The sequence below is a fragment of the Cupriavidus necator A5-1 genome, from assembly GCF_000744095.1.
Taxonomy (GTDB): Bacteria; Pseudomonadota; Gammaproteobacteria; order Burkholderiales; family Burkholderiaceae; genus Cupriavidus; species Cupriavidus necator_A.
Window position 1 is genome coordinate 304,909 of record NZ_JQLI01000008.1, and the last position, 18,638, is coordinate 323,546.

9 protein-coding genes are annotated in these 18,638 nt (G+C 63.2%); 8 read left to right on the forward strand and 1 reads right to left on the reverse strand.

Annotated elements, in window-relative coordinates; translation table 11 throughout:
* Positions 1-183: 183 nt before the first annotated feature.
* Genes dpdE through dpdD form a run of 8 tightly spaced genes read left to right on the forward strand, consistent with a single transcriptional unit; the run spans position 184 to position 18,268 of the window.
* A complete protein-coding gene (gene dpdE, locus K307_RS25570) occupies positions 184-3,456 on the forward strand; it encodes a protein DpdE (protein ID WP_042883659.1) in 3,273 nt (1,090 codons plus the stop codon).
* The gene (gene dpdF, locus K307_RS44575) at positions 3,453-6,026 is read left to right on the forward strand and encodes a protein DpdF (RefSeq protein ID WP_080745230.1); all 2,574 of its coding nucleotides are present in this window, start codon (positions 3,453-3,455) and stop codon (positions 6,024-6,026) included. Before dpdE ends, dpdF begins: the two co-directional genes overlap by 4 nt.
* On the forward strand, positions 6,023-6,916 hold the full coding sequence (gene dpdG, locus K307_RS25580; RefSeq protein WP_042883660.1) for a protein DpdG: 894 nt from the start codon (positions 6,023-6,025) through the stop codon (positions 6,914-6,916). The genes dpdF and dpdG overlap by 4 nt, the downstream gene beginning before the upstream one ends.
* Positions 6,916-10,023 carry a protein DpdH gene (gene dpdH, locus K307_RS25585; RefSeq protein ID WP_042883661.1) on the forward strand — a complete coding sequence of 1,036 codons (3,108 nt, stop codon included), beginning with the start codon at positions 6,916-6,918 and terminating at the stop codon, positions 10,021-10,023. The genes dpdG and dpdH overlap by 1 nt, the downstream gene beginning before the upstream one ends.
* The gene (locus tag K307_RS25590; protein WP_155301281.1) at positions 10,011-10,757 is read left to right on the forward strand and encodes a hypothetical protein; all 747 of its coding nucleotides are present in this window, start codon (positions 10,011-10,013) and stop codon (positions 10,755-10,757) included. Before dpdH ends, K307_RS25590 begins: the two co-directional genes overlap by 13 nt.
* On the forward strand, positions 10,748-15,517 hold the full coding sequence (gene dpdJ, locus K307_RS25595) for a protein DpdJ (protein WP_042883663.1): 4,770 nt from the start codon (positions 10,748-10,750) through the stop codon (positions 15,515-15,517). Before K307_RS25590 ends, dpdJ begins: the two co-directional genes overlap by 10 nt.
* Complete coding sequence (dpdK, locus tag K307_RS25600; protein WP_042883664.1) at positions 15,514-16,038, forward strand: phospholipase D-like domain-containing protein DpdK; 525 nt, start codon at positions 15,514-15,516, stop codon at positions 16,036-16,038. Before dpdJ ends, dpdK begins: the two co-directional genes overlap by 4 nt.
* A complete protein-coding gene (gene dpdD / locus K307_RS25605) occupies positions 16,028-18,268 on the forward strand; it encodes a protein DpdD (RefSeq protein WP_042883665.1) in 2,241 nt (746 codons plus the stop codon). Before dpdK ends, dpdD begins: the two co-directional genes overlap by 11 nt.
* Here the strand turns inward: dpdD and K307_RS25610 are convergent, their stop codons facing one another.
* Positions 18,269-18,634, reverse strand: a complete 366-nt coding sequence (locus K307_RS25610; protein ID WP_042883666.1) for a 6-pyruvoyl trahydropterin synthase family protein — start codon at positions 18,632-18,634, stop codon at positions 18,269-18,271.
* Positions 18,635-18,638: the final 4 nt, after the last annotated feature.

The following is an 18,638-nucleotide window of genomic DNA, read 5'->3' on the forward strand; positions in this document are numbered from 1 at the left end:
TCCCATACGACACCATCGACAATCCGCGCAGCAAGGCTAGCGTGCGGAATCGGGAGAGAGACGCTTAAGGAAAAATAGACGCAAACGGGTCAACAGCCATAAAGAGCTGAAATTACTGACGGCGCAAGGCCCAATGGGTGTATGTGCGAGTGCAATGAACTCCATTTCTATTCGAGAAAAAAAATGGTGGAAGTTCGTTTAGAAGTCGGCGCTTTTGTGCAGACTAGTCAGCCCCCCTATGCAGCCTGGGGAGTAGGCAAGTTTCTCGGCGCGGAGGCGGGTCGTGGCCGGGTGCAATATTTTGACGCCCCGGGCGCGGAAATGCCGCAAGTCGTCGAATGTGCGCTGACCCGGATCAAGCCTGTTGCGCTACCAGAACAGACACGGGTATATAGGCGGCATGGCTCTGGCCGCTGGCAGGCGGGAAGGGTACTGGACGGCGATGGCAACACGCTTTTCGTTCAGTTCCCCAATGGGGAAGCGATCAATGTCGATGCGGCCGACTTGCAGGTCAGGTGGAACCGTCCGCTGCGCGACCCGCTTCCTTTGCTGATCAGCGAGGCTACTGAAACGCCGTTTCTTGCCGACGCACGGAGTGCCTTCGTCCGGCAGACAGCACTGCAGTACGCAGCGGCCTCGGGCATCACGGCGGCGCTATCGGCGAACATCGAACTCGTCGATTACCAGTTCGAGGTCATGCGCCGGGTGCTGACCGACCCGGTGCAGCGTTATCTGCTGGCCGACGAAGTGGGACTGGGCAAGACCATCGAGGCTGGCGTCATTATCCGGCAGTACTTCCTGGATCTGCCGCAAAGCGCGAAAGCCATCGTGCTGACACCCGCCGCGCTCGTGCCGCAGTGGCGCGAAGAGCTATCGACCCGATTCGGTCTGGGCGACGAGTTTGGCGATTTTCTTCATGTGATCTGCAGCGACGACCTGACGTCACTGAGGGAAACATTGCCCGACACAGGCATGCTCGTCATCGATGAAGCACACCATCTTTCCCGCCTCGAGAGCGAAAGCCAGAGAGAGCTCTACGGTCTGCTGCAGGCCCATGTGCAACGGATTCCCCGCCTCCTCCTGCTTTCCGCGACGCCAGTTCTCTCCGATCCGGAGGGCTTCCTGCGCGTCCTGCACCTGCTTGATCCCGTTAATTTTCCGCTGGATGATCTTGCTGGCTTCCAGCGTCGCATTACAACCCGCCAAGTCGTAGCGGAGGTGGTCGCCGCCCTGCAGCCGGAAAACCTGTGGGGCTTGCAGGCCGACCTGGATCGGCTGAAGGAAGCCTATGGGAACGACCGCATCCTGATGGAAAAGGTCGAGGCCCTGCGCGTCGTCATTGATACGTTCCCCGACGAGGAGGACGAGCGCTACACGGCGGCGCTTGCCGACCTGAAGACGCATCTCGTCGAATCGTACCGCCTGCACCGTAGACTTGTGCGCAATCGCCGTGCGGCGGTGCAATGGGCGACGCCACGGCGTGCTGGCCTGAAGCGCGTGTCATTCCGTAGCGAAGGCACGGAGCGATGGCACCGCCGGATCGAAGAACTCCGCTATTGCCTGGTCAATCTGGAGGCGTTGACGGATTCGCTGCGGTCCGCGTTGCTGGAGTGTGCGGTGAATCCACGCCAGCAAACCGGCTTTCTCGCGCAGCTCGAACAGTTCGACGTGCAGGATGAGGAGGCGCGCGGCATTGCGATGGCCCTCGACGCTAGTGCGGCGCGGATGCGCGAGGGGCAGACGCGCTTCGACGCACTGGCAGTCCTGGTCAGGCAGACGCTGGAAGCACCCGGCGCCCAGGTCGTCGTGTTCTGTAGTCAGCGCGAGGATGCCGACCGGGCCGCTGCGCACCTGCAGCGGCTGTTCGACGAACAGGTGGTTCGGCACGAAGTGCATATTGATTTCGACGACGCGGACGATGCCCATACGCCGATGCCATGGCGGCAGTTTCTCGCGGCACCCCAGAATGTTCGCGTCCTGGTCTGCGATGCGAGGGCCGAGGAGGGTGTCAACCTGCACGGCGGCAGGAAGATCGCCATTCACTTCGACATGCCCGCGTCGCCCAACCGGTGCGAGCAACGTCTAGGTCGTCTCGACCGCTTCGGTTCGGGCGATCCTATCGTTTCCCACGCCCTGCTGGATGAAGCCAACCCAGACGAGGCGGCCTGGATCGAAACGCTCGATACCGGGTGGCGGGTATTCGATCGCTCCGTAGCAAGCCTGCAATATCTGATCGAATCAGCGTCACAGAAGCTTGCCGAGGATTGGTTTGCGGAGGGAACGCAAGCAATCCGGGACCATCTCGTGTGGCTTGCCGGTCCCGAGGGGCGCGTGCAACAGGAATTGCGGCAGATCGACCAGCAAGACGCGTTGGACGCCTTGAGCGAGCCGGAATCGGCGGCCTTCGATGACGTGAGTGAGCAGGATGAGGCGTGGCGCGACTGGCAGACGGCTTTCAACGATTTTGCCATCGGCTTGCTGGGGTTTCAGATGCGCCCGGAAGCACAATTGCCCGTCATCGGGGAACAGGCTTTCCGGATCGGTTACGTGCCGCCAGGCAATGCTCGTGGAACGCTCATTCCGTTACGTGGCTACCTCCGCCAGTTTCTTCAGAGTGTCGATCTGACGGCCCATGGCAGCACTTCGCAGTCGCCACTTACCTATCGGTACGTCTTCCGGCGACAGAATGCTCTGACCCCTCCTGCACGTGCGCAGGGCGTCCGGGTGTTGCGCATTGGCGATCCGTTCGTCGCCGCGCTCGAGCAGTTTGCTACGCAGGACGACCGCGGACGCGCTTTTGCGATGTGGCGCGCCGACCGTAACTACGAGGTAAAAGATTCGAGCGGGGCAGATCTCCATTTTCGCTTCGACTTTGTCATCCGACCGGCGCTCGGCATGCTCGGCCAGGACGACGACCCGACCGGCACCAATACCATGGCCCGAAGCGCGCTCCTGCGCCAGTCGCAGGCGTACTTTCCCCCGCTGTTCGTGCGCATATGGGTCGACGGAATGGCGGCGGTCATTGCCGAACCGGCTGAGTCGCTTACCGCGCCATATCAGAGGAACTGGAAAGACGGCCGGCGCGACTTCAACCTGAATCCAAAGCGGTGGCGCGAGTTGCCCGCCGGCGTCCATTCGACCTGGATGCGAAACTGGGGCACCATCTGCAATGAAGCTCGCAGGCACGCGGAGGCGGCGGCACTGCGATCCGCGGCCTGCCAGCAGCATATCGCTCGTGCCCTCAATGCGGTGGAACAGGAATTCGCCATGCGGCGGGCGCAGGCGGAGTCGCGCTTTGCGCGCTTGGAGGGGGCGCAGAAGCAGTTGGCGCGCGAAGACATGTCGACCGACGATGCACTCCACGCTGCCATACGCGATGCGCTCGCCCGCCCGTCGCTAGAGCTTGATGTCGCAGGTGCTGTGTTCTTAGCCGCCGAAGGCCTCTCCGAGTCATGAGTGGTACTTCGTTTGGCGACGCGGCGCTCCGTGAATGTCTCGCGAAATGGTCGTCTGCTCCGCGCCTGCTCGAAGCGCGCGGCGCGAGTCCCTTGCTGGAACGCCTGCGGCAGGTGTTGTCGGGTTATGCTGCAACGCAGCCGCCGAGGTCGCATCTTGCACTGGTTTCGCTGATCCGGCAGTGGATGTTGTTGCAATCCCGAATGGGCGGAGGCGACTGGCTTGCCATACCGACGAGACCGGGCTGGCCTGACAGTAAGACATGGGAGGGCGCGGGCTTTCGCGTGGCGGCATTCGCGAGCCATCTCGATATCCAGGCGACGAAACCACGCTTGGCGTGGCTGGGCGGCCAAAGCGACCTGTTCGATGATGCTTTCGATCACATCCAGGCGCTGGATCAGCAATCGGTGCCGGCCGAACCGTTTATCGCCGACTTGCTTGGCTCGCCGTCCTTCAAGGGCGCGGGCCAGCGCGAGGCGGTCCGCAGCCTGATCCATATGCCGTCGGACACGACGCTTATCGTAGCGTTACCGACGGGCAACGGCAAATCCCTGCTCGCGCAACTGCCCCCACTGCTGAACGGTCAGGGCCGTCTCGTTCTGGCGATCGTGCCAACGGTAGCGCTGGCCATCGATCAGGGCAGTCGCATGGCCGAACTCATTTCGCAACTGGAACCGGCCTGGCAGGCACATGCGCTGGCCTTTCACGGTGATCTCACGTCCGAGGAGCGCGCCGAGGTCTTCCGGCGAGTGCACAATGGCACGCAGCGTCTGATCTTTACTTCGCCGGAAGCGGCCACCGGCTCGCTTCGCACGCTGCTGGAGGATTGCGCGAAGCAAGGCGGGCTGACGCATGTCGTCATCGACGAAGCGCACCTCGTCGCCACCTGGGGAAGCGGGTTCCGGCCGGCCTTCCAGTTGCTGCCTGCCTTGATCGCGCGGTTGCGCGCGTTGACACCGCATGCGATTCGCGTCGCGCTGGCCTCCGCCACCATCACCCCGCATACGCTGGAGGTGTTGCAGCGGCAATTCGGGCCGGCAGAGAAGACCACGCTGATCTCGGGCGTCTATCTGCGACCGGAACCGCGCTATGCATCCCACTTTTGCCACACGTCCGCGCAGAAGCAGCAGTGCGTCGTCGACGCCCTGAAAGCCGCGCCCCGGCCATTCATCCTTTATGTCACGCGGCCGGCGGAAGCGGAAGATTGGCTGCGCTTGCTACGCGAAGAGGGATTCGAGCGGATAGCGTCGTTCACCGGCGAGACGCCGGCTCATGCCCGCAAGGCGCGGCTCGATCAATGGAAAGACAACAAGCTCGACGGGATGATCGCCACGTCGGCATTTGGGCTCGGTGTGGACAAGAGCGATGTGCGCACCATTGTCCATGCAACGCTGCCGGAGTCTCTCGACCGCTTCTATCAGGAAGTGGGACGCAGTGGCCGGGATGGCGTCGCGTCGGCAAGCCTGTTGCTCTATGCGACTGAAGACATCAGGCAGGCGATGCGCATGGCGGGCGCAAATTACATTGGTAACGTGCTCGGATATGAGCGCTGGACGACCATGATCAACCAGCCGATCGTCCAGGGCGCGGGATCCGGCGAAGTCTGGATCGATCTGCACAGCCTGCGGCCGCAACTCAGGATTCGTGGTAAGTCGAATCTTCTCTGGAATCTGCGCACGCTCACCCTGATGGCGTCGGCAGGACTGATCGAAGTGACAGCGCTCAGCGCCACGCGACCGGACGCCTTCGGAAAAATCGAGGGCGACCTGAAGGAATCCGACACAGCTATCGCCTATGCGGCAGTGCGTATCCCGAACGCCGATCATAGAGTGCCGTCGGTTTTCGCGGCGATGATGCACGAGGCCCGGGCGAAAGCCAGGCGCGCGAGCCATCAGGCGTTTCAACTGATGATGGCGATCGCGCGCAACGAACGTTCCGTCGACGAGGCGCTCAGCACGCTCTACCGGTTGTCCCTGCCCAATGCGTGGGGACCGGTTCGCGCTTATTGCGGGGGCTGCCATTCGCATTGGGGCACACGCCCGACCGGTGCCGCCAAGGTCACGCCATTCGTGGGCCGCTTGCCCTGCTTTGCGGTTCGACCGCTGTCCGACACAGTGCTGCGTGCGCTGCCTCGGACCCTTCCGAATCTGTCGTTCGTCGTGGTGGATGATATCTGCCAGTTATTGCAGGCGCCTAGGCCCGGACTGCTGGATGCGCTGGCAAGCCGCTTGCGGCCGCACACCATCGCCGTAGCGCACGAGACGCCGCCAGAATTGGTGCGTGCGTTGCGGGCGCGCCTGCGGCGCTTGCAAACCGACGCCTTCATCGACACCTTCAGCGAGGCTGCTCCCGATGACTTGGCCGGAGGGAAGGACGAGGTCAGGCTCATCGTCTGGTCGGCTGAAACCGTACCGCAAGCCCTGCATACCGTGTTGCAAGCGTCGGAATGCGCCATGACCGTGATGATCATTCCCCGCACGGTCCGGGACCCCGAGCGCCCCGACCGGGCGTGGCCGAGCGTCCTGGCGCACACCGATGAAGAATCCGTCCTCCAAGCCCTGAGAACATGAGCCTTTTGAACATCACCAACGACGGCTTGCCCAACGTCCTGGTGCAGTTGCATGCAACGGTGCTGCGGGCCAGCAAGCCCATTCCGATCGATGAATTGCTCGACACCGTGGCACCCCCGAAGGTAGTGCAGGACGACGGCACACAGGCGCGTCAGACTCTCAACCGATGGACGCAACTCGGCCTCTTTCAGGAGAGCGGCGGCGCGATAACGGTGAACGAGCGACCGCCCGTATCCTTGAGCAGCCCGCAGGTGTTGCTGGCATTTACGCGCCGGACCGCCTGTGCACGGGTGCTGGCCTCCGAAAACAATCCCGACTTCTGGGCGCTGGAAGGCGCCATGGCCGCCGACTTGACTCGCGGCCTTGCCTGGATGCTCGCTCAAAACATTTATTGCACGCCGTTCGGGGCCTTCGAAGCGCTGGAGTCACGACAATTGCTCGATGAAAATCAGTGGCTGCTGCGCAACGGCACGCGGCGCACAGGCTTGCGGTACTGGGCGCGTTTTCTCGGATTCAGCCATGAGCCCTTTGCGGACATCGATCCGACGGTGGCGGTGCGCGATGTCTTGCCCAGCGTGCTGGAGGAAGGCGAAGGCATCGACGCCGTTGGGTTCGTCGACCGTTTGGCCGGAAAACTGCCGGTTATAGACAATGGACGCTGGCAGCGCGAAATGCGTGCCGCCCTCGATCCCAACGCGCTGACCCCATTGCGATCGGGGCAATTGTCCACGGCCTTGTCGCGCGCGTTGCTCAATCTGCGGGAATCCGGCGAATTGCAGTTGCTGCGCCGGTCGGACGTGAACACTTCTATCGCGCTGACGGGCCAGCAAGGCATTCGCAACGACCTTGAATTCAGTTGGATCGAAAGACCCCGGGCAGGAGTGCGCTGATGACCAAATTGATCGACTACTGGCCGTCCCCCGCGCATGTGGACGAGTGCCTGCGCACGGAAGCCGAGACCGCCGACCAAGCGCTGCTGCTAGCCGTACACGTGCCGGTGACACTGAAGCGGCGCGCAGCCCAGGCAGGCGTCGAGCGCGATGCCACCGAAAGCGATTTGCTGGAAGCATTGCTCCGCCCGGCCGACGATGGCAGCGCGGTGGTTGTGGCCGTGACTGGCGCTTCGGGCGTGGGCAAGTCGCACATGGTCCGCTGGCTCGGCGCGCAACTGGATCGTCATCCACGACGCTCTGGCATGGTTGTGGTGTCGATTCCCAAGACGGCGAGTCTTCGTCGCGTGGTGGAGTTGATTCTCGAGCCGCTCGGCGGCTCGGAGTACGAGGCATTCCGACAAGGCCTTGGCCGGGTCGTCGAGACGCTGGAGCCGCAAATGGCGGCCGAACTGCTGGCCACTGCGCTGGCCGAGGAACTCGAGCGACTTGCAAAGAGGCTGGCACAGGAAGCTCAGGCAGCCCGAAGCATGGCACTCGGACCTCGCATTGACGCTGCCCGCAAACTCCGGGTGCTCATGCGCGATCCAAAGATTCGGGATCTGTGGTTCAGGAGCGTGCTGTCGCGCATCCTCGGCGCCAGCCTTGGCGGAACGGCCGATCCGGTGAACCGGCAATTTCAGGCAGCGGACTTCGCAGTGCCGGACGCCGCGGCCGGATTGGAATTGGTTAACGAGACGCAGCAGGCACTGCGATTTCTGGCAAGCAACAATGGCGTCAACCTGACGCTTGCCGCAGAGGTGCTGCAGGAAGTGCTGGACCCCGCCTTGCGGACCATCTTCCGCTTTACCGAGGCATTGCAGCAGCGGACTATCCAGGAAGTCGTTAACGACATCCGGAAGCAATTGCTTGCCGACGGCAAGGAGTTGGTGCTGCTGATCGAGGACTTGGCGGCGCTGTCTGGCATCCAGCAACCTTTGCTCGATATCATGATCGCCGAAAGTGACGAGCATGGTGTCCCTGTGCGCGCCCCAATTCGTACCGCCGTGGCGGTCACCGACGGCTTCCTCGCGGGGCGGCAGACGGTACTCACGCGCGCGCGCGAGCAGTGGGTGGTGCCGAGCGAGGGGATCAGCGAGGACACCATTGCGAGACTGCTGGTCGAGTTGACGGGCCGCTACCTCAACGCTGCCCGCTGGGGTGTTGAAAAACTGCGCGCGGACTTCATGGGCGCGGGCCTCGATCTCGGGAACCTCTATTCCTGGGTGCCGAAGTACGAACCGCTACTCGACGCGGCGTCGTCGGACACGCTTCGCGCATTTGGCGAAAGCGCTGCGGGCTACAGCCTGTTTCCGTTCAACGCGGCGGCAGTCCGCTCGCTCGCCGCGGGCGTGTTGAAGATCGGCAACGCATGGACGTTCAATCCGCGGGCATTTATTAACGAGGTGCTCAGACAGACGCTGCAGCAGCGCTTTGCTTTCGAGGAGGGGAACTTCCCGCCAGCCGACTTCCGCAATCCGGCACTGCTGAACGAAGTAGTCGTCTCGCTACAGTATCAAGGCATGGCGCCGGAGCAGGCGGGCAGAGTGAAGTCCGCGTTGTTTCATTGGGGTGGTAATCCGCAATCGCTGGCCATGGCGCCACACGTGCCTCGGGCCGTGTTCGATGCATTTTCCGTGCGCTGGCCATTCGAGGCGGACAGGGAAATGCCGGCGCAGGCAAAGTCGGACGCACTATTGGCGAACGCGGGCGCGTCGACTTCCGTCGATCCCAGGCATGCGCGCGACGCCAATGATGTAGAGGGGCGCGCCACGTCCCCTGTCGCCGTTGTAAATCCCCCTCCCCCCCTTGCGCAACCCGTCAGCGCTTACGCGCAGGCCATTGAAACCTGGACGTACGACACGCGCCTGCCTAATGATTTCGCGCGGCGGACACGAACATTGCTGGTGGCAGCACTCTCACAGCGCTTTGTCGCGGACGACTGGTGCCTGCACGGCCAGAAAGTGAACCCTGCCTGGTTGTGGATGCCGCCCGCTATCAGCGCGAGCAACCCCACGCTCGGACCCATGATCCGGATCTCGCCGCCAGACACCCCGATTTCACCTCGGGTCATCGTTGGCCTGAAGGCGTTGGACCGGTGGGACAGCAACAACAGGTCGTGGAACTACGCCAATGCGGAAAGTGATTACGCGGCTGCCAGCGCGCTGCTCGGCGACCTCGAAGGGCAGGTGCTCGACCTGATGCTGGGCGAGGCAGTGCGCGATACTGGCATTGCGGCGCGGGCCCTGCATCTTCAGAACCTGCTGCTGGGCATCGCCGAACGGCCGGCGAATCCCGGTCTTGAGGATCTTCTGGCCACTGCCCCTGACGAAGCGAATATCGCGGAGGATGGACTGGAAGCCGCTGGCCGCAGCGCGCTGGAGTCGCGTCGCCGTGCGACAGGTGGCCGCTCCGAACTTCAGGCTCAGTTCAGGAATTTTTTTGCATGCTTTCAGGGAAGCCGGGGGAGCACGATGTTGGCGATCGACACCGAGCGACTGCGCCAGGCGATGAAGTTCGATGTGCCGCAAAAATGGACATTCGGCCTTGGGGGGGGGGAGAGCGAAGCCGTGCGAGACATTCTCGAGCGACTTGCCCCGCAAAACTTTGACGCGTTTCTGAGTCAACTGGGCGCGGCAGTCAAACTGTACTTGCCGGCGGTGGTCGAGGCGTTCGGCGAGAACCACGCGCGCGTGGCGTGGAGAGAGGCGATGCGAGCCGTCCTCCAGCGCGCGCGTGAGGATGGAGTCTTTCCTACCGATGGCCCCGCTGCAAGCGAACTGCACGGCGCGATTGAGCGCCTGTCTGGCGCCACCATTGAATCGACGATTGGACGCCTTCGCTCGATGTTCGCGGCCGAGGAAGGTCCGGAAGCCCATCGCCGGATGCTGGCATTGTCCGCCGTGCCGTTACCGCAGCTAATCGCGTTGCACAAGGACGTTACGCTCTTGCAGCGATTTCTTGCTGCACTCGACAAACGCATTGGCATGCAGACGAGATCGCTTGACGACCAGGCCGCGATCGAGGCACACGAAGCACTGGTGGACAATCTGGCATGGGGGGAATGATGCCAACATTGCTTGAACAAGCCCGGCAGGCGCAGGCCGGTACCGAAAAGGTCGCACGCGCGAATCAGTTGCGTCACCAGTTGGCCGTGATTCAGGAGCGAAGCGTCGAGTGGGCAGCACGCAAGCGGCAACATGCGCAGTTGCGGATGAAGGCGGGCTATCTTCGCCTCGATGATTTCGCCTCGGCGCAATTGGCGAATGCCGACGAGTCGGTCCGGGCCCTGTGTTCCGAGGCGCGGCAACGCCTGCAGGTAAGCGGAAGTATTCAGGCACTTGCAGAGGATGAGCTCTGGGTACAGTTGTTGGCAAAGGCAGAGAGTGCAAACAAGCTTCGCGAAGAAGCGATCCGCGCGGCCTGGCGCCTGCTGATCCAGGAATTGGGCGAAGTGGAACCCGCAAACACCGTCGCATCGCGCATTCCCGCCACGCCCGCCAACGAAGGGGTACTGGCGCGCTATCGCGAACTCCATGCGCGCTACACCGCGCTCAGGAGCACCGCGATGCCCGCCGACGAAGGCTCCGCGGACCAGTTACGGGCGTGCGTTGAGCAATTGCGCGAGATCCATGCGACGCTGACGCCGGCGCCGGTCGCCGTACAAAAGTTCTTCAAGGCGATCGAAGCCGGCGGCGCGACGCTGGATCTCATGACGGAAGAGGTCCTGATATGGCTGAAGAGCCATGATGACTGGGGAAGGTTCGTCGTCAGGCTTCGTGTGGGGAACGCATGGCGCTGACACCCGATCTTCTGCTCGCCGAACGCGGCCTAGACGAACTCGAGCAGATCGAGGCGCGCGCGCTGGTTTGGGGCCTGGTCGACAATGCTCTCGATACTAGGGAAGTCGATGACGCATTGCGCCGCGTGCTGGACGATGCGCGCAACGTGGCAGTGCGCCAGGACCCGGCATGCAGCATCGTCACTGCGCGAGACTTGCGCGAGCAGATTGTGCGACTCGGCATGCTGTTCGACGTGCCTGGCCCCACTCTGGAAGGAACGTACTGGCGCACCCGGATGGCGGAGGGGGTGCGACTGATCGCGCGGCTGCGCCAGTTGTTCCCGCAACACGCCGGCGATACCCGCTGGGCCTCGGCGCCCACGCTGGTGGCGGACTACCGCTTCTTGCGGCGCGCCCGGCGTTACCCGAAGCGCGACATGGACCGGCACGCCGTGATGGCCGCGCTCAGCGATAGCGTGACGGCCCCCGAAATGCTGGCCGCGCTATTGCACTGGCTGCAGCAAATGCCAGCGGGCGCCGGGATGTCGCGCTTCCAGGTCGACGCGGCCGCGCGTATCCTCGGCGGACTCGCGAACGACTCGCGCTCGGGCACTCTAGTGTCTGCGGGAACCGGCAGCGGAAAGACGCTGGCCTTTTATCTGCCGGCGCTGGCGTGGCTAGCGCAGCGCAGGCTTGCCGAGCCGAAAGGCAGGGCGGTGCGCGTTCTGGCACTGTATCCGCGCAATGAATTGCTCAAAGACCAGTTGGCCGAGGTCTACGATCAATGTCGGAAGTTCGATGACTGGATCGGCGCACGGGGCGGCTCGCCGCTTCGAGTTGGCGTGCTTTATGGGGAGACGCCCCGAAAGTTGCAGAGTGTGTCCAAGCACAAAGGATGGCGACTCGCCAAGGGCGGGGCAATCTGTCCGTTCTTCCGGTGCCCAACGTCGGGTTGCGGCGCGGAAATGGCGGTGTCGGCATCTGACGCGAAGAACGGGGTTGAGCGTCTTGCTTGCCAGCGTTGCGGACACAGCGTGCGGGAGGACCGGTTGGCGTTCACGCGCGAGGCCATGTCGGAGAGCCCGCCTGACATCCTCTTCACCTCCGTGGAGACACTCAATCGTCATCTCTGCAATCCGGAAATGCGCCACCTGTTTGGCGTTGGTCCGAATGTCACCGAGGCGCCCGGTCTGGTCCTCATGGACGAGGTGCACCTCTATGCCGGCGCTTACGGTGCACAGGTTGCCTACTTGATGCGGCGATGGTGGTCTGCGAGCGGCAGGCGCTCGAGTTTCGTCGGCCTGTCGGCAACGATTGCTGAAGGCAGGCGCTTCTTCGCAGGCCTGACCGGATTGAGCGAGACGGTTGTACAGGAAATCAAGCCTCAGGAAGGTGATATCACCGACGAGGGCGCGGAGTATCTGCTTGCCTTGCGCGGCGACCCCGTTTCGCAGGCGGCGTTGTTGTCCACGACCATCCAGACACTGATGCTGGGTGGGAGGTTGCTCGATCCGCGCCAGCAATTTGACAAAAGCGCGCGGCCCTTCTTCGGGTGGCGGGCGTTTGCCTTTACCGACCAACTTGACGCCGCCAATCGCCTGTACCGCAATCTGCAGGATGCAGAAGGCAGAAATCAATATGGCTCGCCAGATACGCGCAAGCACCCCGACGGTGGTCTGGCACGACTGCGAAATCGCGTCGATCCGGCGGGGCGGCGCTATCACGCGGGGCAGGATTGGCGGGTGGCGCAGGACATCGGGCACGACCTCAGCGCGCGACTGGAGATCGGCCGGACCACCGCTTACGATTCTGGCGTGAGCCAGAACAGCGAAGTGGTCGTCGCCACGGCAGCGCTGGAAGTGGGCTTCGACGATCCCGCGGTGGGCGTGGTCGTGCAGCACAAGGCGCCACGCGACATCGCGTCGTTCCTGCAGCGGAAGGGGCGCGCAGGGCGCACGCGGCATATGCGGCCGTGGACGATTGTCGTGCTGACGGACTATGGCCGTGACCGGCTCGCGTATCAGACCTACGACCAACTCTTCGATCCGGAACTGCCGCCGCGCCAGTTGCCGCTGGCAAACCGCTATGTCCAGCGCATGCAATCCGTCTACGCCTTGCTCGACGAACTGGGCGACCTGACTCAGAGCGACGCTACGAATAAGGGGTTCGGGAGTGCCGTATGGCGGGACTTTGGGGGGCCAGTCGACGCCAGTCGTCTTCAGTCATGGCCCGCCGACAAGGTGGCGGAACTGAAGCAACTCGTGGCGAGCGGTAACTTGGACGCCCTTGCCGCTGCCTGGCCCCAGTTACGCGCCAAGGCGCTGCAACTTGTTCCTTCACCCACAGCGAGTGTGCGTTGGGCAGGTTCCAACTGGCTGGAAGGACATCTGCGGCAGCGACGTCTCGTTGCGTTGCTCGCCCGGATGCTCGCCGACACGTCGGTAATGGAGAGCCTCGCGCAATCGCTGTGCAAGCGACTGGCGATCAATCGCGAGGAAATGGATGTCCTGCTGTGGAATCAGCCGCGTCCGCTGCTGCTAGGCGCCGTTCCCACCGCCCTGCGGCGGTTGTCATCAAACTGGCGCGCGCATGGTGAGTCGTGCCGCGACTATCACGCCGGCCATCCGCTGCCGGAGTACATTCCGGCCAGCCTGTTCGACGATCTCAGCCTGCCGGAAATGCGCCTCGAACTGCCTGACGTTGCGGCGCCAGAGTATCTGCCGGTGCAGCAAGGGCTGGGTGAGTTCGCGCCAGGCAAGGTTTCGCGCCGCTTCGACCGTGCCCATTGGCTGGGCGTGCTGCCGCAGACGTTGATCGGCTACCTTGAGGACGGCCAGTCGATCCTGGAGCAGGGTGCGGAGGTTTCCGAATGGTATGAGGCCGAGGCGGAGCGAATGTTCCACCGGTTGGAGGATGGCAAGGTCGTGGCTTGTCGGGCGTTCCGACCGGTCGCCGCCAAGCTGCAATTGCTCCCTTTCCGGCAATCGCAGGTGCCGGAGGTGAGCGACTTGTCCAATGCGCAACTGACCTGGAGTTCGCACCTGGAGGCTCCGCAGGACGGAGCGGTATTCGTTCCGCCAGTGCACATCGGCATCAGCCGCTTGGTCAAGTCGGTTGTCGCGCATACCCATGCCGGCCAGTCGGCAGCTCTGGTCCGGCGCTATGCCGTGGCCTCGAAAGCGGAAATGCGCATGAGGTGGCAGGGGGCATCGCATCGCCTGACGGTCAACTGGCAATTCCAGAACGACGGCCAGCCTTGCGGCGTCGGCTTCGAGATCGACGCCGACGCGCTCGTGATCGTTCTCGACCTGCCCTCCGAAATCCAGCGTACGATCGACTGGTCGAATGCCGCGCGCGTGCGCGCAGCGCGGGCGGCGCGCTACAACTGGGAGGCCCAGCATTGCCCGGCGTTCGTCGAGGCGGTGCCTAACTCGTTCCTGCGCGGATGGATCGCGCAGATCTTCCAGATTGCCGCCATCTTCGTCGCGAGGAAGACCAACGTGCCATTGTCAGCGGCGCTGGACGCGGTTGCCACCGGCGCACAGATGGATGTCCTCCTCAATGTGCTGGCCGCCGTTTTTCAGTTGCCTGAAGTCGAGGCCGGCGAGGATGGGCCCGATCGGCTCCGCCAGGCGCTCGATGCTTCGCTGCGGGACGACACCGTCCGTCAGGCTGTCCGGGAAGCGGCCCGCGTGCTGGTCGATCCCATCGACCAGGAATGGGAAGCGTGGCTTTGCCAAACGCTTCGCACGACGCTGGGCGCGGCGTTCCTGGATGCTATCCAGCAGGCGTGTCCACAAGTTGACCCCGATGGCCTCATCGTCGACATTGATCCTGGTATTCGTCTGGATGGCACGCTCCCCGACCGTGCCGAGATCTGGATCTCCGAGACCAGTCCGGGCGGCAACGGCATGATCGAGCAGGTCGTCGAATTGCTCGCCGCGCGTCCTGACTGCCTTTACCGGCACGTCGAGGCCGCACTCGATGTCAGCGATGTCGAACGCACCAATGCACAGTTGAAGCAACTGGTGGGCTGGATCAGTGGCGATACGCCCGATGCCGGGCTTGTCGAGGCGGTCAGCCGCGTGCGGAACTCCACCAGCCCGACGAGGGCCCAGGCAGAGTTCGCCAAGCTGCGCGCGGAACTGGTGCGGCGCGGACAAGCCATGTTCCATGGCTACTCCGTGGCTGTGAGCCTGCGGCTGCTGCGGCCCAACAGTCCGGAAGAGATCGACAGGTTGATCGCCCGCATTCATGCCGAATGGCTGGCGCTCGAGACGCAACTCGGTGTTGAGATCGACGTGCGGGTGGTGTGCGGCATCTTCAGTGACGACGCGCGTCTCGATGTGGCATTCGAAAAGATGGGCATGCGACTGCCGGACACCGGCCGCGCGAGCTGGCGCTTCGGCGTCCTGATGGGTTTGCTGTGGCCGCAAGGGCACGCCCTGCGCGCAGTCGGACTGGCCGTGTCGAACCGGTTCACGCCGATGGTTTCCACCGAGCGCCTGCTGCTCGAACAGTGGCTGACCCAGCGCAAGGCCCCGCTCGATCCGTCCCTGCCCGGATGGGAAGACATCGCGCGCGAGCAGCTCGCCACCGAATCGCAGACGGTGGTGGCCGTCGAAGCGTCGCAGGCCGGGGAAATGGTGCCAGCCATCGTCCGTACGCTCACGGTGGAACCCATACACTTCGACTACCTCAACGTCTTTGCAACGCTGTCTGCCGTCAAGCGCAGGGAAGACATCATCGAGTTGCATTTTTCGATTCCGGACTCCGCATGAGTACATTCCGCCGCATCTTCAAGTCGGCCACGTCTGCGCCGGAGGCGGCGCGGGAAGCGCTTGCAGCCGTATTCGCGCAAGAGTTGCTGGCGCCGAGCCAAACGGTTCACCTGCTGGCGCCGTGGATCAGCAACATCGTCATCTTCGACAATTCCATGGGCAGCTTCGATGGGATCAATCCCGAATGGGGCCGCCGCGAGATTCGCCTCATCGATGTGCTGGTGGCCATTGCGGCAAACGATACCGCCCTGGACATTCGCGTTCGCCAGGAAAGCCATAACAAGCCGTTTCACAGGCGCCTATTCAATGTATTGTCCGACGCCGGCCTCCAGGACAAATGCACTTGGAACGAAAGCGAGACACTGCATACCAAGAGCCTCCTGACCGATCATGTGCTGATATCGGGGTCCATGAACTTCACCGAGCGCGGCATTTCGCTCAATGAAGAAGTCATCACCATCGACTTCGATCCGCAACACGTGGCCCAGGCCAAGATGGAGTTCCTTGATCATGGGATCTGAGTTTGAAGCGGTGCATGCCACGGCGGCGGCAGAATGCCTAAACGCGTTCTTTGCGCCACCAAACCGGTTTGCCAATCCCGTTGCACCGCAAAATGAGACCGGCGCGGCCAGCCTGCCGGACGGCAAAGTCGTCCCCGCCGAGTTAGTGGACGCCATCCGGCGTTGCCTGAAGGGCGCTGACGACCTTCCCGTTCTACTGCCCTTCCAAGCCAACGAAGGGGACAGCATCACATGGTATGCCTGCGCGCGCGACAAGGCCAGCCAGCGCGACCTGCGTGCCGACCTGCACGCATTCATCGGGCCCACCTACGCCGATTTTGACCTGGCCGCCGACGCGGCGACCGCCGCTGACGCGATCCTCGCGCGGCATGATTTCCTCCCCGTCCCATTCATCGCTTCCCGGTCTGCCTACGAGGCGAGAATTGCCGGACAATGGAGGACCTATTGGGCGCTGCTGCAGCGTCGGCCAGTTCGCCGCACGCTGGAACCCCGGACATTCGCGCAGCGGCGCGCGGCGCTCGATCGGGCGCTTCTTGCGAAACAGGAGCACGACGTGCGGGCGGCTTACGCGGCCCTGCGCGAGCACCACGGCCTCAGCGCGGAGAACCGGGCATTCCTCGACATTCGCATCGCGGCTGCCTTCGGCCGATGGGAAGAGATCCTCGCGCATCCGAGTTTCCCGCACTTGCTGAAGATCCGCTTGCCACCGGAGACGTTCGGCGACATCTGGGACGCGCTCTATGAGGTACACCTTCGTCCGCTCGAGCAGCAGGGTAATGCGCAGCGCCTGATCGCAGAATTCGATCAGGAGGTACGCCCCGGCACCGGACACCTGCTGCGCACGCTTGGCCGTTCACGCCGGCCGGCGGCGCTCAAGTCGTTCCTGCTGCACGAACTGTCGCGGGCGCAACCGTCGGCGGACCTATGCAAACAATGGCTTTCCGAACTTGGCGATGATGCCTTCGGGCGTGCAACCACTTCCGTCCAGGACTGCATCGCGGCGCTGACGCCGCGGCATGGGCTCGAAGCCGCCCGAAAAAGCATGGAATTCGAGCGCTATGAAGATGCCTACGATCTGCTCTGGCAATTGCCCGACAGCATGGAGGTCCTTGCCGCGCTGCTACGGTGTGCAAAAGAGATCGACGATTCCGTGCGTGCACACGACGTCATCGGCCGCGTGCAAGCGGGCGCCGCTGCGTTTCAGGACGCCATCCAGCAAAAGCGGCCGCGGCTACTGGCCGATGTCCGGAGTCTGGCTGGGCGCAAGCCGGCCGCGAGCCTGGCATCGCAGCTTCGTACCGAACCGGAAGATGAGGCCGCCGTCAAAGACATCGTCGAATACTGGCGGGAGTTGGCGAATACCGACGCCTCTACCCATCTGGACGACGCGATGGTGCAGAACCTGGTGCAGAGCATGGAGGACGAAGCGCTCGGCAACGCCAGCACCTTTGATGCCCTTCTGCCGATCTGGTTCGGATGGCTTGTCGAGCGCACTGCGCCCCAAGTGCGATTCATCCCGCTGTATCGGTGCCTGATCGAAGCGATGCAGGTCCGCGACCGCTTCCCTGACAGCGAGTTGGAGCTTATCAAGCGGGCGGCGCTTCACCTCGTCATGGCGGGCCCCACGCCGGAGCAATACGAGGCGCTGATGCAGCGGCTGGCAGACATCTTTACCCAAGTGCGCTCCCCGCATTCCATGGGATGGGGGCTCGATCTGATGGATGGCCTGATGATCGCCCCCGTCCGAAGCGAGGACGCGCGCCTGCGCCTGATGATGGGCGTCCTCGTGGCAGGACAGGAGTACATGGCGCGCCTGGCGCCCACGCAGAAGGCACTATTGCTGCTGCTTGCCCATGAAGTGTCGTTCACCATGGCATCGGAAGCAGACGGCATGGCTACGCTTGACGCGGTGGACGCGGTGGACGAGGGAACGCGTGTCATGCTGTACAGCCTCGACAGCCAGGCGACACAGCGGGCCGCGAACGTGCTGAGAACGCTGGTGCCCCGGTTGCACGTTACGACGAATAGCGATACAGAATGCACCCAGCGGTTGCGCCAACACACAAGTCACGCAAAATATGTCGTCTTCGTTTCCAGTGTCGCGACGCATCAGGCTTTCTACTGCATCAAGAGCGCGATTCGCGATGACGACGCACTTCGGCAGGTGCCGGGAACCGGTACGACGAGAATCGTGGAAACCGTTCTGAACGCGATTCAGCCGGTGCGATAGTTAGTCGAGATGCAGCGTGCAGGCGTCGCCGCTGGCCGGGCGGCTGACACTGATACGAACGATCTGGGGCAGCGACTCCCGCAGGCGCTTGCCGATGAAGCTGCACAGGTTCTCGAGCGTGGCTGGGCCCAGGTCACCTATCTCGTCGAGGAAACGGTGGTCGAGCATGTCGCGCACGCGGTCGATTTCACGCCTGAGGATGCCGAGGTCCACGATCATGCCGGACCCCGCGGCGGGCACACCGCTCACTGTTACCTTTGCATGATAGGTGTGCCCGTGAATGCGCCGACTCCCCTCGGCATCGATCTCGCGATGCAACGTGTGTGCGGCCTCAAAGTAGAATTTTTGACTGACCTCGTATCTCATCGGC

Excerpts from the sequence above, each read along its gene's own strand:
- dpdE (WP_042883659.1), top strand. The coding sequence starts at position 184 with ATGGTGGAAGTTCGTTTAGAAGTCGGCGCTTTTGTGCAGACTAGTCAG.
- dpdF (WP_080745230.1), top strand. The coding sequence starts at position 3,453 with ATGAGTGGTACTTCGTTTGGCGACGCGGCGCTCCGTGAATGTCTCGCG.
- dpdG (WP_042883660.1), top strand. The coding sequence starts at position 6,023 with ATGAGCCTTTTGAACATCACCAACGACGGCTTGCCCAACGTCCTGGTG.
- dpdH (WP_042883661.1), top strand. The coding sequence starts at position 6,916 with ATGACCAAATTGATCGACTACTGGCCGTCCCCCGCGCATGTGGACGAG.
- K307_RS25590 (WP_155301281.1), top strand. The coding sequence starts at position 10,011 with ATGGGGGGAATGATGCCAACATTGCTTGAACAAGCCCGGCAGGCGCAG.
- dpdJ (WP_042883663.1), top strand. The coding sequence starts at position 10,748 with ATGGCGCTGACACCCGATCTTCTGCTCGCCGAACGCGGCCTAGACGAA.
- dpdK (WP_042883664.1), top strand. The coding sequence starts at position 15,514 with ATGAGTACATTCCGCCGCATCTTCAAGTCGGCCACGTCTGCGCCGGAG.
- dpdD (WP_042883665.1), top strand. The coding sequence starts at position 16,028 with ATGGGATCTGAGTTTGAAGCGGTGCATGCCACGGCGGCGGCAGAATGC.
- K307_RS25610 (WP_042883666.1), bottom strand. The coding sequence starts at position 18,634 with ATGAGATACGAGGTCAGTCAAAAATTCTACTTTGAGGCCGCACACACG.